At 55.6% G+C, this 14,165-nt stretch carries 11 protein-coding genes and 1 CRISPR repeat array; of the genes, 4 read left to right on the top strand and 7 right to left on the bottom strand.

The window, feature by feature from the left end:
- Positions 1–15: 15 nt before the first annotated feature.
- Entirely contained in the window at positions 16–1,434 is a 1,419-nt protein-coding gene (locus CLV58_RS03935; RefSeq protein ID WP_106136482.1) for a DUF1593 domain-containing protein, read from the top strand.
- A gap of 2 nt (positions 1,435–1,436) precedes the next feature.
- On the opposite strand, the gene CLV58_RS03940 is transcribed toward CLV58_RS03935, so the two are convergent.
- The 6 genes from CLV58_RS03940 to CLV58_RS03965 form a co-directional block, all read right to left on the bottom strand.
- Positions 1,437–2,240, bottom strand: a complete 804-nt coding sequence (locus CLV58_RS03940) for a glycoside hydrolase family 16 protein (protein WP_245882216.1) — start codon at positions 2,238–2,240, stop codon at positions 1,437–1,439.
- 115 nt (positions 2,241–2,355) lie between these two features.
- Positions 2,356–3,357: a glycoside hydrolase family 43 protein gene (locus CLV58_RS03945; protein WP_106136723.1), complete on the bottom strand. Its 1,002-nt coding sequence runs from the start codon at positions 3,355–3,357 to the stop codon at positions 2,356–2,358.
- A 419-nt stretch (positions 3,358–3,776) separates the two neighbouring features.
- The gene (locus tag CLV58_RS03950) at positions 3,777–5,033 is read right to left on the bottom strand and encodes an MFS transporter (protein ID WP_106136483.1); all 1,257 of its coding nucleotides are present in this window, start codon (positions 5,031–5,033) and stop codon (positions 3,777–3,779) included.
- A gap of 197 nt (positions 5,034–5,230) precedes the next feature.
- Positions 5,231–5,887, bottom strand: a complete 657-nt coding sequence (locus tag CLV58_RS03955; RefSeq protein WP_146141351.1) for a hypothetical protein — start codon at positions 5,885–5,887, stop codon at positions 5,231–5,233.
- A gap of 234 nt (positions 5,888–6,121) precedes the next feature.
- Complete coding sequence (locus CLV58_RS03960) at positions 6,122–6,514, bottom strand: hypothetical protein (RefSeq protein ID WP_106136485.1); 393 nt, start codon at positions 6,512–6,514, stop codon at positions 6,122–6,124.
- 88 nt (positions 6,515–6,602) lie between these two features.
- Positions 6,603–7,661, bottom strand: a complete 1,059-nt coding sequence (locus tag CLV58_RS03965) for a helix-turn-helix transcriptional regulator (protein WP_106136486.1) — start codon at positions 7,659–7,661, stop codon at positions 6,603–6,605.
- Between the two features lie 490 nt (positions 7,662–8,151).
- On the opposite strand from CLV58_RS03965, the gene CLV58_RS27950 reads away from it, so the two are divergent.
- Positions 8,152–8,544, top strand: a complete 393-nt coding sequence (locus tag CLV58_RS27950) for a hypothetical protein (protein WP_146141352.1) — start codon at positions 8,152–8,154, stop codon at positions 8,542–8,544.
- Positions 8,545–8,846: 302 nt separating this feature from the next.
- Here CLV58_RS27950 and CLV58_RS03970 read toward each other — a convergent pair whose 3' ends face one another.
- On the bottom strand, positions 8,847–9,260 hold the full coding sequence (locus tag CLV58_RS03970) for a helix-turn-helix transcriptional regulator (RefSeq protein WP_106136487.1): 414 nt from the start codon (positions 9,258–9,260) through the stop codon (positions 8,847–8,849).
- 654 nt (positions 9,261–9,914) lie between these two features.
- Between CLV58_RS03970 and CLV58_RS03975 the strand changes: the two genes are divergently transcribed.
- Positions 9,915–11,024, top strand: a complete 1,110-nt coding sequence (locus CLV58_RS03975) for a slipin family protein (protein ID WP_245882198.1) — start codon at positions 9,915–9,917, stop codon at positions 11,022–11,024.
- 64 nt (positions 11,025–11,088) lie between these two features.
- The gene (locus CLV58_RS03980; RefSeq protein ID WP_106136488.1) at positions 11,089–12,621 is read left to right on the top strand and encodes an RtcB family protein; all 1,533 of its coding nucleotides are present in this window, start codon (positions 11,089–11,091) and stop codon (positions 12,619–12,621) included.
- A gap of 496 nt (positions 12,622–13,117) precedes the next feature.
- Positions 13,118–13,762: a CRISPR direct-repeat array (repeat unit 40 nt; unit sequence GTTTCAATCCTTCTTTTCACAGGATTACCTCAGGAAGCTG).
- Positions 13,763–14,165: the final 403 nt, after the last annotated feature.

The raw sequence follows: 14,165 nt of genomic DNA on the forward strand, positions 1-14,165 counted from the left end.
GCCAACGCCCCACCGATGAAACATCATCTCCCATTACTGCTCCTCTTCCTCGCCCTGAGTTATCAGGCCATCCAGGCCCAGCCATCAACGAAGCGACGCGTTATTGTATTGACCGACATTGAAGCCGACCCCGACGATGCCCAGTCGATGATTCGCTTTCTGACCTACGCCAACGAATGGGACGTCGAAGGACTGATTGCGACGACGTCGATTCACCAGAAAAGCCGCGTTGCGCCGGAGAGCATCCGCAACATTCTGTCGGCCTACGGCAAGGTGCAGCCCAATCTGCTCAAGCACGCACCCGGCTTTCCGACCGCCCAACAGTTGCTGACGAAGGTAAAGCAGGGCTTGCCGGTGTACGGCATGGCGGGCGTGGGGGCCGGGCACAATTCGGAAGGTTCGAACTGGATTATCCGGGTGCTGAAACAGGCAGACCCACGCCCGGTCTGGTTTTCGGTTTGGGGTGGTCCGAACGTACTGGCGCAGGCGCTCTGGACCATTCAGCAGACCGAAACACCGGCCAACGCCAGTCGCCTGTACCAGAAAATCCGTATCTATACGATCTCCGATCAGGACGATTCCGGCCCCTGGATACGCAAGATGTTTCCAGCCATCTTTTACGTCGTAACACCCGGCTACAACTACGCCGACGCCACCTGGCTTGGCATGTCGTTTCCCTTTCCCGGCTCGAACGGCACCGTTACCTCGGCCGACTGGCTGGCGACGTACGTTCAGCAGGGGCACGGTCCGTTGGGGGCCGCCTATCCCGACGTGGCCTATGGCATGGAAGGTGACAGTCCGGCTTTTCTGGGGCTGATTTCAAACGGCCTGAACAATCCCGAGCGGCCCGACTATGGCGGCTGGGGCGGGCGCTATGCGCTCTACAAACCCGACTTCCGCGACTCCAACACCGGCCCGTTCCGGCGTGAGAACTGGCCCCGCGACGAACCCGAAACGCGCCCGATCTGGACCAACACCGCCGACTCGGTGACGGGGCTGGACAAAAAACGCTACGGCAGTCCGCAGGCGACGATCTGGCGGTGGCGGCAGGCGGTTCAGCACGATTTTGCCGCGCGCATGGCGTGGTGTACCAGAGCGTATTCGGCCGGCAATCACCCGCCCGTACCCCGGCTGGCCACGCCCGATTCGTTCACGGTGACGTCGGGCGAGACGTTTCACCTCAACGCCAGCGGTACCACCGATCCCGACGGCGATTCGATGAGTTATCTGTGGTTTCAGTACCCGGAAGCGGGTACGTATCCCGGTCAGGTCAGCACCCGACCCTACGCGCCTAACCTGTACGACCTGCCCATCACAGCCCCGTCGGTCGACAGCCCGCAAACCATTCATTTCATTTTACAGGTAACCGACAAAGGCACCCCCGCCCTGACCCGCTACAAACGGGTTATCGTGACGGTAGTGCCAGGTACCTAGGGCTATTGATAAACCCGAACGTAGTCGATTTCGTAGCGGGACGGGAACGCAGTAGCCGACGGATCGCCCCCGTTATCGCCACCGATGGCCAGGTTGAGCAGGATGTAGTGAGGCTGCTTGAACGGGTTGATACCCGAGCCGTCACCGTTGATGGTGTCGCTCAGCTTCACCGTGTTCAGCACCCGCCCGTCGACCGACAGTTGAATCTGCTGCGCATCCCAATCCATTCGCCAGACGTGGAACTGATCGGCCCAGTTGGGGTCGTTCAGGTCGGCAAGGGGCAGTTTCGTCGAGCGCCAGTTGGCCGTGTAGCGCTTGTTCGTCCCCCAGGCCACGTTCGCCAGCAGCATATCCCGATAATATTCCATGATGTCGATTTCGCCGTTCGACGGCCACTCCCCCTCCGTACCCAATGTCCAGAAGGCCGGCCACAATCCCGCCTGCGTACGAATTCGTGCCCGCATTTCGAACCGGCCGTACTGCCAGCTGTGCAGCCCCTCGGTTTTCAGACTGGCCGCTGTGTACTGGATGGTCGGGCGGTTCGTACGCCAGTCAGTGCTGCCGGCTTTGTAGTTGGGGTTGGGCTGTTGTGTCCGACGTCCTTCGATGACAAGCATCCCGTTCTGGCAGAACGCGTTATCCGGCTGATACCACTGTAGCTCGTGGTTGCGCACAAAGCCGGTCTCGAACGTCCAGTTCCGGCTGTCGGGCCGTCCATCCTGGTCAAATTCGTCGGCCCATACCAGTTTCGGCGTCGAGTCGGCCGGAGCGACCGGACGGGGATCGCCAGCCCGCGTACACCGCATGGCCAGCCCACTAGTCAGCATGGTGATGCTTAGCAGACCAGCCAGTACGCCGATCTGTGTTCGTTTCAATTGCATGTGGCAACAAGGTTACGGTTCGTGCAGTGGGGGTGATTCGTTACTTGATCGGTCGGCGACTGACGCCTTCTTTCGTGATTTTCACTGGTTTGATCGAGCCGTCGGCGGCAAACTCCATCCGGTCGATGCAGGTTTCGCGGTGGTTACCGTCGGTTTCGGTAAGCGGCCGACGGTGGTAGACGATGTACCAGTCGTTTGTGCGGGGCACCTGGATGACCGAGTGGTGTCCCGCGCCGGTAGCCACGGTGGGGTCCTGCTGAAGGATTTTACCGGCCCGCTTGAATGGTCCGAACGGCGAGTCGGCGACGGCGTAGGCCACGGAATAGTTAGGTCCGGTCCAGCCCCCCTCCGACCACATGAAGTAGTATTTACCGTCACGAATAAACATGAATGGCCCTTCGACGTAGCCTTCCGGCGTGATCTCGTGGAAGGTTTTGCCATCGGGGAAAGGCAGAAAACCGGTGAAGTCGGGTTTGAGCCGGGCGATGTTGCAGTGCCGCCAGCCGCCGTAAATCAGGTAGTATTGCCCGTCTTTATCGTGAAAAACGAACTGATCGATGGGCTGGGCACCGTTGTGAAACTTGTCGATCAGCGGTTTGCCGAGGTAATCCCGGAACGGTCCTTCAGGTTTGTCGGCCACGGCGACACCGATGCCGCCCTTTTCCTGATCGTTCTGAATGTCGTTGGCTCCGAAGAACAGGTAGTATTTACCCCCTTTCTCGGTAATCGACGGTGCCCACATGGCCCGCTTCGCCCACTTGATGCTCGTCGTATCGACAATACGCGGGTGTTTGGTCCACGTCACCAGGTCGGGCGACGAGAAAGCGTCCATAAACACCTGCTGGTTGTACGGAGCCGAATAAGTTGGGTAAATCCAGTACTGCTTGTTGAAGACAATACCTTCGGGATCGGCATACCAGCCCGGGAAAACGGGGTTGCCCGACGTGGTTTTCGTAGCGACAGGCGTGTTTGTCTGGGCCGTAGCCGTCAGCGTTATCAACCCCAGCAGGGCGATGAGGGTACGTTGAGCGAGTGATTGCATTCGAAAAAGTTGCGTGTTTTTCAGGGTTGTCGATGCCAAAAGGCGGTTTCTCTCTAAAACTACCACGCAACCGTTATCGCGGCCACGAACACTACGTCTTTACAGGTGTCATTCGCATTTCCAACGTATGGAAAACTAGCGTATCTACAACAAACCAGTATCGAGTCGTTTACCGAAATCAGGTTAGCTTAAACCGAGCTACCCCTAAATTCGCTGAATGGGCAGGGTTGTCAAGTGCTGGCTAACCCTACCCCCCGCCCCCTAAAGGGGGTGAAATTCATACACAAACATCTCCCCCCTTCAGGGGGCGGGGGGCAGGGTTGACCGAAGGTAATTTGGTTAACGACAGCGCCAACTTAAGAACTTAACAGACCTGCCCTGACGGGGATTTAGGGGTAGTTCAATCAATAACAGGCTTACTACGCGTCGGCTTTGGTGCGGGTTTCGGGTACGAAGAACCAGAGCACGGCCAGAGCAGCCACCGCAATGCTGGCCAGCACCAGAAAGGCCGAATTATAACCTGACCGCTGCACAATTCCGCCAGCGAACGCATTGCTCAATGACGAACCCAGCCCCACGGCCGTCGCGATAGCGCCCTGCGTGGTGTTGAACAATCCGCTTCCTTTGGTCAGGTCCGACACGATCAGGATCGACAGTACGCCAAAGATACCGGCTCCTACGCCGTCGAGAATCTGAATGGCTACCAGCAGCGTTGGGTCGGTCGTCATCGTGTAGAGTACACCCCGGATCGGCAATACCGCAAAAGCGATCAGTAGCAGTCGTTTACGACCACCCGGCGCGAACCGCCCGGTCAGGTTGCTGACGGGCACCATAACGATCTGGGCAACGATAATACAGGCCGACATATAGACCGATGACGTACCGGCATCGATGCCTTTCGCCAGCCGCTGACCAAGCAGGGGCAGCATGGCCGCGTTGGCAAAGTGAAACAGGACACAGGCCAGCGCAAAAAACAGAATAGCCTTGTTTTTCAGAATGGCCCGGAAACCCGACGGCTTGTCGCCGTTGTCGGCAGCGTCTCCTTCCTCACCATCGCCCCGCGCCAGATCGTGGTCGATGTCTTCTTCCCTGATCCGCCAGATGGAGATGCTACTCAGCACCGACATAACGGCCAGCAATACGAAAATGCCGCTGGTGCTGATGTAGTAGCCAATAATACCCGCCATCAACGCCGAAAAAACGTTACCCGCGTGGTTAATCGTCTCGTTGCGACCGATCCGGCTATCGAGCTTTTTGTGCCCCACCATACCCAGCGTAATGGCGGCTATGGCCGGACCGAACCAGGCAGCGGCCACGCCCATCGCGACCTGCCCGCCAACGATAACCCCCTGCACGGGGAAGCTGATTGTCAACAGTGACGCCGTGGCAATGAGCAACGACGCGATAACGGAAAAGACCCGTTTTTTCCGCGTCCGGTCGACCAGCGCGCCCGCCGGCGTCTGCGCGACGACCGTGGCTATACCCATGACCGACATCGCAATACCGATACCTTCCGGTGTCCAGTGCAGGGTTGTCAGCAGGTAAATCGCCAGGTAAGGCCCCAGTCCGTCGCGGACGTCGGCCAGAAAGAAGTTGGCCCAGTCGAGCGCGCGTAGACTGGCGGTGGCTGGTTGTCGGGTTTCGGCCGGAGCAGGCGAAACAGGCGTGTTGAGCATAACAGGTGGATGGTGCGTAATCGTACGATCTGTCACCTAAACCAGCCAGCCCGTATCATTGGCTGTAGATACTCAACCTTTTAAGTACTTTTTAACTCGTATTAAGTAGTTATGCTGATGGCAACCGGGACATCCATCGCTGTTTCGTAGCTGCAAGCCGCTATAACAGCGATGCTGATGTTGACACCCTGTCCACTTTACGGGACACGCAAAACGAGTTCATTACACCTGACCGCCTTCGGCTCGGTTACATTGAACGTATCGAGCGTGCACACTGATCCGCGCAAATCGACCTCGGGCAAATCCAGCCTGATCTTGTACTCCCCCGGTTGCTGGTAAAGAAACGTAACGTTTGTAAAGTCCTGGAACCGCTCGCCGGACTTCATCAGTGTAAAAAATTCGGCTCGTTTTTCCAGGCCAGTCAATTGGCTGAACCGGGCAAGATCAGCTTCACCGATTCCCTTGGCATACTGACTGTTGTTGTATTGATAATCGAACCACAGCGAATCGACCTCAGTAAACCGGCGGTACAGTCCGGATTTTGAGTTGTAGTCATTACCACCAAAGGAGCACGCAATGGCACCGTAAGCCCGGTAGAAACTGTCCTGCAAGGCCATCTCCCGTTTTAACTCCGTCTTAAGTGGGTGTTCCAATTCGCTGTATTCGCCCGTGTCCGGATTCAGCCGGTAGTACCGCACATGCTGGAGCAGGCCCTTTGGCGTGTACAAGGCGACAGCCTGATCCAGCTGATTGTCGGCATCGAGCAACAGTCCCGCGTCCAGGCTGTCCGTACCCGACGCGGGCCGACTAACGATCGACAGGTTGACGGTAATGCTTTTTTGAGCAGAAGCCACAACAGGCCCGAAAAGTATGGCCAACAGGCACATCAGGCGAAGCAATGGCCCACGTACACAGGCTGATCCGGTCAACATCATAATCCGTCTTTTTGGGTGTGGTAACAAATTCTGGCTATTCGGTTGTACCAAGGTACGGAACGACTTCCGGAAACCCATCCCTTGCGAAGACGATCCGTACCCCAGTCTGGCGTAGGTGTTTACGTAGATGCACCGATTGCCCCAAAACCAGCGCTAGCTCTTCCGCAGGTCGATTCGCAGTTGGTCGAACAGCGCGACAAATTCCTGACAGGCCTGTTTGGAGGGTAGCTCGATGGACCAGAACGCCCGCCGGAACGATGAATCGCCGACGCGGGTAATGGCCGTTCCGTTTTGCAGGAAAAACTTGACGGCATACGTCCCCCGCTCCTTTTCGTACCGCACCAGCGTGGTTTCGGCCAGTGGAAAAACGTATTCGCTAATCTGTACGGCGGCTTCTTTCTCCAGCACCTGAACGGGCGTTGGTTTCCCCGATGCCTGCACCAGCAGCGCCTGTAAACGAGCGACATCGTCCTGTACGCGGGACTGCCCAAATCCCTGACCAGCCAGTAAAACCAGTATGCCAATGGCAAGAAAGATACGTTTCATAAGTAAGATGGTGTTATTCGTTTTCTACAAGATGACAGACTGACGAATCGGGTTGCATCGCGGCTTCACTTTTTCGCCGGCTCACCGGTCAGCGCTCGTCGGAGCAGGAAGCCTGTTCGGGTGGTACGTCGGTCGGTGTACTGTAGCAGGCCAGAGCGTCGGCCAGTCGCTGGGCGATGCGGTTTCGGAGCCGTTCGGGGGCCAGCACCTCGATACCGTTGCCGTAGCCCATGATTTCCCGCTCCAGCTCGTGATTCAGTTGTACGGCAAGCTGAATCACGATACTCCCTTTTTCCCGTTCGAGCAGGCGCTGCGACGCGTGCAGCGGCTTTGTTTCGATGTAGGGCGCGTGGGGCATTTTAACGCGCAGTCTGACCTTCGTTACCCGAACACCTTCGTTGACCGACACACCGACAACGTGCCGGTAGTATTCCTCCGGGCTCAGAGCCTGCCGACCGATGTAGGCGACACCGGTTACCGGCTCGATGGTCAGCATACGGTCCAGCGCCAGCGTCATGATCTGCCGGTTTTTGGTTGTCGTCCCGACGGCAAACCAGCGGTTTTTAAATTCCTTGAGCCACCAGACGTGAAACGGCAGCGTCTGCGGCTGTCTTGCCTGAAACGACTGGTAGGTGATCTGAACGACCCGCTGCTGCACGACGGCCTGATACAGTTCATCCAGAAAATGGAGTCCTTTCAGGTTGTCATTCTTCTCGAAATCGATGACTGCGGCCGTCTTCTGCGCCGTCGAATACAGGTGATCTTCCAGCCGCTGCACTACGTCGTTGAGCGACGAAAAGTGCGAGAAGCCCCGAAACTGCTTCAGCACCTCGACGGCTTCGTTCATGCGCGACAGATCCCCCTCCGACAGCGGTAGGTTCGTGATGCTGTACGACGGATCTTCGTAGGTGTAGTACTTTTTCTGCCGCACGACGATGGGCGCGAAATACCCCAGTTTGTCGCTGCGCATCAGTTGAATATCGGCCTGAATGGTCCGCACGCTGATCCCTTTCACGATACCTTCGTACTCATAGAGCGCTTCGGACACTTTCTCGACCAGGGCCGCGAGCGTCCACTGCCGATGGCGGTTGCGCAAACAGGCGTCGATGGTTTTGTAGCGAATCAGGGCGTTACGGTTGACGGGCATACGACAGACACGGTATCCGGACAATTCTCCCGGAATCGAGTCAGCGATGTTGGCGATTTTTTTACAATCCGTCAACCCGATTTCGGTCAGACTGGAAACGACGCGCTGTTTTCTGGTCGTTCCCCGATGCTGTCGGGTTCGGCAGGGCGGGGTTTACAGCAGCCGAACCCGAATCAGGGGTTCCTGTTCACGGGTTTCCACGTTCATGCTCCGCTTCATCAGATCACGAAATCCCTTGACGATAAACAAGCCGATTCCTTCGCCATCCGACATGAGTGATCTTCCGCAAGCTGGTGAGCAAGGGGCGCTTGACGATGTCATTTCAATCCTTCTTCACTCAGGATTACGTCTGGAAGTATAGTACTTTCGTTAGCAATATTGCCGACAAATCAAGGTTTCAATCCTTCTTTTAACAAGATTGTATCAGAATGCGTCCTGACTATTAAGGTGACGAAAGAGTTCAAATCTAAACGCAGTAAGTAAGAGTTTTATGAAAAAATTGACAGCTAACAAGTTGGGTGCTGCCCTATTAATAGGATATGCTGTTTATGCCTTGCTAAAAGATGTTTTTAGACATTACGTGATTAGTACTTGTTCTAGGGTAACGATTGCAACCCCTATAGACATTTCAAGCGGATACAGAAGAACGCGTAGTATTATCTATACGTATTCTCTTAATGGAAAAAAGCATGAAGGCATGGTAGCTATAACTAAATTAAAGGATTCGAAAGGAGATGATTATTTTTATATGAAGAAACGATACTTCGTAAAAGTCGCTTGTAAATTTCCATCATTCTCTCCGGTAGATGATGAGTTTAACGTACCAGATACGATAGTTTCTGTCCCGTATAAGGGTTGGAATAATATTCCGGTAAAAAAATGAATTATGAGCCATTATACATCATATAATAGATGATAGGCGCGTTTGATAAGAGCTAATTCAACAAAGATTTTTTGAGGCCCCGTCCAGCCGAATAGATCCAGCGGTTCACCTCTACCGAGATACTGACATGGTTCGTTCAGCAACTCCACTTCTTCGATTCGTCGTGTCTTGAAGGTCTTCTTCTGCCCAGTTACCAACTCATATGCATGCGATACACTGAAATCCTCTGTAAACGAGAGCGGCTTGACAATCCGATTTGAAATGGTGTTGGAGTTAGCTGACTGGTACTGAATTAGCTGGACCTAGAGTCGTCCACGAATTGCTTCCGCTAGACATTCGACAATCTTGCTCGGATGCAGGTCCACCAAACCATCCGCCAACGGTTGTAATGTCGATGCGAGAAAAAGCTTTTGCTGGATACCAGCTAATAAAGGGTGTGTTGGCGCAAAACCAGCCATCGCCTGCCGAATCATCTGGGTCTCTTCCTCGGTAAAGCGCGGTTGGCGCATCGTTTCATCTTCGAAGATGAAATAGCGAGTAGGCTTTCCATCATTATCGACTTCGTAACCGACTTCTTCCAATAAGGTGAGATAGCGATACACCGACCGTTTGTCGATGTCCAGCGCCTGGGCAAGCTGGGCGATGGTACGACCCGGACGCTGTTTGAGTAGCCGGATCAGCGTGAAAACACGCAGTAGTTTCTGTTGGGCAATCATCGGGGTGTGAATAAGCAACGTGTAAGTAATTCAACTTTTGCTATAAGCTACTTACCGTTGCCTAAATCGTATATGTCCCCTGCCCCCTTCCTGCGCGGAGGAGGATCGACGTTGCTAAAAAAGTCGCGGGACGAGCAACTTTTTTTGACCTACGCAAAAACACTGCGTAGTAGCCACCAACCTTTGCTATCGATAAGGGCAAGCAACGCCGGACCTGACGCGAGTTTTGTACCTCAGCCCCGTAGTATCGTCGCCCATGGCTGTCGATATGCTGCCGGTGCTGCGTTGTCTTTGTCAGTTCAAAGTCGGGTTCGATTCCCGCATTAGCTCTAAAAAGGCTAACCGTTGGTTGGAGAAGTCGCCCGCTTCTAAACTGGGCTCTGTTTCGTTGCGATCAGGCTGGGCTGTCTGGTTTACCATTGCTTCGGCGGTGCGTAGACGGGCTGCTCCGAACCCGTAAACGAAGCCCACCGTCGCTCAGGTCGACTACCTGCGCAGTGGCATGGCATCGGTACCCATTCCTGCGGGATGGTATCGATGAAGCCCCGCTGTCAGGGTAGCCGATTACCGCTCCGGTGCCTTCGTTTCCGTACGGGTCAGCTGGACACCCGGCCTGTTGCAACCCAAAACCGCACACACAAACCGTTTACCACGATGATACGACTCGTTCGCGTTCAAAAATTTCAGGTAGCTCTCGTCTGTCAACACGGCGGATTCGCCCGGCTGCTGCCGGCGGGCACGCACTGGCTCTGGCCGAACGAGACCCTGTATACGTATAGTCGGGGTACGTTGCTCGACAAGCCCCCCATCGACCTGCCCGTGCTGCTGACTTACCCGGCCGTCGCTGCCGAGCTGGACGTGATCGATGTGGCCGACAATGAACTGGTGCTGCAATACGAAAACGGGCAGTTTCAGCGGGTACTCGGCCGGGGTCGCTGGCCCTTCTGGCAAGGAGTTCGGCAGTTCACCTACCAGCGTGTCGACCTGTCGAAACTGACCATTCCGGCCGACATCGACCTGCAATCGCTGTTGCCACAGCCGTTGGGTGCTTACGTCCGCACGTTTGTCGTGGAAGCGCACGAGCAGGGTGTGTTGTTTATCGACTGGGCATTCAGTCAGGTGCTCAACCCCGGCACGTATCACTTCTGGAAAAACAACACGGCGGTGCAGGTGCAGAAAGTCGACATGCGGCAGCAGCAGTTGGAAGTGTCGGGTCAGGAAATCCTGACCCGCGACAAGGCCACGTTGCGCGTAAGTTTCTTTATCCAGTACCGCGTTGTCGATGTGTTGAAAGCGCTGGTCGACAACAAGGAACACGAGCGACAGCTTTACGTGCTGATGCAGTTGGCGCTGCGCGCCTATATCGGAAATCAAACGCTCGATCAGTTGCTGGAAACAAAAAGCAGTCTGGCCGACGACGTCATTCGCCATAGTCTCGACGCAGCCGCATCGATCGGCGTCGACCTGCGGGGCGGGGGTCTGCGCGACGTCATCCTGCCGGGCGACATGCGCGACATTCTGAATCAGGTGCTGATGGCCGAGAAAAAAGCGCAGGCCAACACGATCATGCGCCGGGAAGAAACCGCGTCGACCCGCAGCCTGCTCAACACGGCCCGGCTGATGGAAGAAAACGACATGCTCTGGAAATTGAAGGAGATGGAATACGTCGAGAAAATCGCCGAGAAAGTCAGTTCGATTTCCGTGTCGGGCAGCGGGCAGTTGCTGGAGCAGTTGAAAGGGCTGCTGGGTACCGCCAAAAATTAACTCCGGCTCCGCGCCCGATCCGGGTGCGGAGCGTCAATGCACAGACCTTATCGTCCACAATCCCATGAAAACACCACTTACCCCTACCGACATACTGCTGCTGGCCCCCGTACCGGAAACACTGATGCCCGCTTTTTTACGCGTCGGCAACGGGCTGATCGACCATACCGCCATGACGCGGGAGGACGTACTGGGCCTGCTGGCGCAGCTGCTACAGAATCCCAAAAAATACGCCCTGAGCCGTAACAAGGTTACGAATCTGGCGCGGGCCGTACACGACGCCAACAAGCAGGGCACCTCGATTCGACTGACCGACGCCGGGCAGGCCTACCTCCCACCCGATCCGGTCCCGGTTCCCTACGAGCTGCCTACTGCCGCACAGCAGGCAGGGACGGTGTATGCCCTACGCGAAACGCCGGTACCCTACGCTATTTACGGGGCCGAGCATATCGAAGCGGGAGCCCTGCAACAGATGGAAACAGCCGTCAGCCTGCCCATTGCCGTCGCGGGGGCGCTGATGCCCGACGCCCATCACGGCTACGGCCTGCCCATCGGCGGGGTACTGGCCACCGAACCCAATACCATCATCCCCTATGCCGTGGGGGTCGACATCGCCTGTCGGATGTGCCTGTCGGTATTCGACCTGCCGCCGACGGTGATCGACCGCGACGCGTCGCTGCTGACCAAAGCCCTGCTCGACAACGCCACCTTCGGCATCGGTGGGGAAGTCCGTACCAAGTTCGACACCAGCGTGATGGACCGGGACGAGTGGCGGGCCACGAAGGTCATTCGCGACCTGAAAGACAAGGCGTACCGGCAGTTAGGCAGCTCCGGCACGGGTAATCACTTCGTCGAATGGGGTATTCTGTCAGTCGACGCAGCCGATACACAGCTGGCGCTGCCGGTTGGTTCGTACCTGGCCCTGCTGTCGCATTCGGGATCACGGGGGTTCGGCGCAAACATTGCCGGATATTATTCGAAGCTGGCGATGCAGCAAACACGACTGCCCAGACAGGCGGCTCACCTGGCCTGGCTCGACCTGAACACGGAGGAAGGACAAGCGTACTGGATCGCGATGAATCTGGCAGGCGACTACGCATCGGCCAGCCACCACGAGATTCACAACAAGATGGCCCGCGCCCTGAATCAGACCCCGCTAACCCGGCTGGAAAACCACCACAACTTTGCCTGGCAGGAGCAGTTGGCTGATGGCCGATCGGTGATGGTGCACCGGAAAGGCGCTACCCCCGCCGGTCCCGACGTACTGGGTATCATTCCGGGGTCGATGACGCAGCCGGGCTTTGTGGTACGTGGACTGGGAAAGCCCGACGCGCTGCACTCAGCCTCGCACGGTGCCGGACGGCTGATGTCGCGTACAAAGGCCCTGTCGACCGTGACACCCGCCCAACTGGCGCAGGCCCTCACCGACGCCAGCGTTCACCTGATCGGCAGCGACCTGGACGAAGCCCCGATGGTGTACAAAGACATCGAGACCGTGATTAACGCGCAGCGTGAGCTGGTGCAGGTCGTCGCCCGGTTCACCCCGCGCATCGTCCGGATGGCCGACGCAAACCGGAAGGAAGCCCGCGAAGACTGACGTTGCCTTTTCCTCACGTCCGGGTACCGGAATGGCCTGCGCATCCGGTTGATGGTTGTCTACCGAATACAGGCAACCGGGCGGGTGGTCGGTGCCCTGACAAAAGGGATTCTTCAAACAACCTCTTCAACACACGTATTCCGGAGTCATAAAAAAAGCCGAATCGATGATCGATTCGGCTCTCCGTATCTGTACAGTGTACCGCGTCTATGCTCTAACGCGACGTTTTCTTTCGGCGAATCTTCGCTGAAAATCCGGGGTTTTCATCTTTATCCATTTGCTCCGCCACATGAAATACAACCCGTAGTTGTACCGAAACTGACGGTGGAGCGTCACGCCGATCAGCCACCCGTAAGCGTGCACGTCCGGTTTCCGCTGCCGTTCCTGAATCGGCCTGCCAACCAACGACGCACGTTTCATTTCCCGGACACACAGGTAGCGAAAAAGCGAGAGCAATCGTTTCTGATACGATTCCCACTCGCTCAATCTCTGTACAGGCTCAATCCTTCTTTTCACAGGATTACCTCAGGAAGTGCCGCTCAAAGGGAAGCTGGACATCTGCGTACTGCCGTTTCAATCCTTCTTCTCACAGGATTACCTCAGGAAGATAACTATAAGTTCGTGTGCTGTCAGTGCCTGGGCGGTTTCAATCCTTCTTTTCACAGGATTACCTCAGGAAGCTGCTTGACGCGGCTTTGCAGGCAATGGGCATGGTTCATCGTTTCAATCCTTCTTTTCACAGGATTACCTCAGGAAGCTGGGGCTCGATCAGCATGTACAGGATACATATGCTGACTGTTTCAATCCTTCTTTTCACAGGATTACCTCAGGAAGCTGCTTGACGCGGCTTTGCAGGCAATGGGCATGGTTCATCGTTTCAATCCTTCTTTTCACAGGATTACCTCAGGAAGCTGGGGCTCGATCAGCATGTACAGGATACATATGCTGACTGTTTCAATCCTTCTTTTCACAGGATTACCTCAGGAAGCTGCTTGACGCGGCTTTGCAGGCAATGGGCATGGTTCATCGTTTCAATCCTTCTTTTCACAGGATTACCTCAGGAAGACTCCAAGCTGCGTTAGACGAAGCTGAAAAAAGGTCGTTTCAATCCTTCTTTTCACAGGATTACCTCAGGAAGGCGTCGCGACAACTAATCGGCTCATTTACAGAATAATACCCTGCCTTCATCTCCGCTCTCTTTAGTTGTTTTTCGGTTGTCAAAGAACAGATTTGCATACTTTTCTACTAAATTTCCGTAAACATAACAATCTGACAACCAGAATACTACGACCCATTTTTAGCTAGTCTGAAATAGGTTTCCACCCGGCAACCGGTTGTTTGCTGCACAAATTGCGATACATGCAAGGTACGTAGCGAACGTTTGCCGTCACGATCCAGGGAAAGAAATTTCGGTCGATACGGCAGATAGCGCCCGCTTGCCAGTACGCATGCTGGTCTCCGATATAACCGACAACACGCGTTCTGTTTTCCCGGTACCACCAACAGTAAAAAAGCGGATACAATCGGTTCTGTTGGCAAGTCCC

This window comes from Spirosoma oryzae (assembly GCF_003002825.1).
Taxonomy (GTDB): domain Bacteria; phylum Bacteroidota; class Bacteroidia; order Cytophagales; family Spirosomataceae; genus Spirosoma; species Spirosoma oryzae.

Bases quoted from the DNA above. Each gene is read 5' to 3' on its own strand.
- CLV58_RS03935 (WP_106136482.1), top strand. From the start codon at position 16: ATGAAACATCATCTCCCATTACTGCTCCTCTTCCTCGCCCTGAGTTAT.
- CLV58_RS03940 (WP_245882216.1), bottom strand. From the start codon at position 2,240: ATGCGGTGTACGCGGGCTGGCGATCCCCGTCCGGTCGCTCCGGCCGAC.
- CLV58_RS03945 (WP_106136723.1), bottom strand. From the start codon at position 3,357: ATGCAATCACTCGCTCAACGTACCCTCATCGCCCTGCTGGGGTTGATA.
- CLV58_RS03950 (WP_106136483.1), bottom strand. From the start codon at position 5,033: ATGCTCAACACGCCTGTTTCGCCTGCTCCGGCCGAAACCCGACAACCA.
- CLV58_RS03960 (WP_106136485.1), bottom strand. From the start codon at position 6,514: ATGAAACGTATCTTTCTTGCCATTGGCATACTGGTTTTACTGGCTGGT.
- CLV58_RS03965 (WP_106136486.1), bottom strand. From the start codon at position 7,661: ATGCCCGTCAACCGTAACGCCCTGATTCGCTACAAAACCATCGACGCC.
- CLV58_RS27950 (WP_146141352.1), top strand. From the start codon at position 8,152: ATGAAAAAATTGACAGCTAACAAGTTGGGTGCTGCCCTATTAATAGGA.
- CLV58_RS03970 (WP_106136487.1), bottom strand. From the start codon at position 9,260: ATGATTGCCCAACAGAAACTACTGCGTGTTTTCACGCTGATCCGGCTA.
- CLV58_RS03975 (WP_245882198.1), top strand. From the start codon at position 9,915: ATGATACGACTCGTTCGCGTTCAAAAATTTCAGGTAGCTCTCGTCTGT.
- CLV58_RS03980 (WP_106136488.1), top strand. From the start codon at position 11,089: ATGAAAACACCACTTACCCCTACCGACATACTGCTGCTGGCCCCCGTA.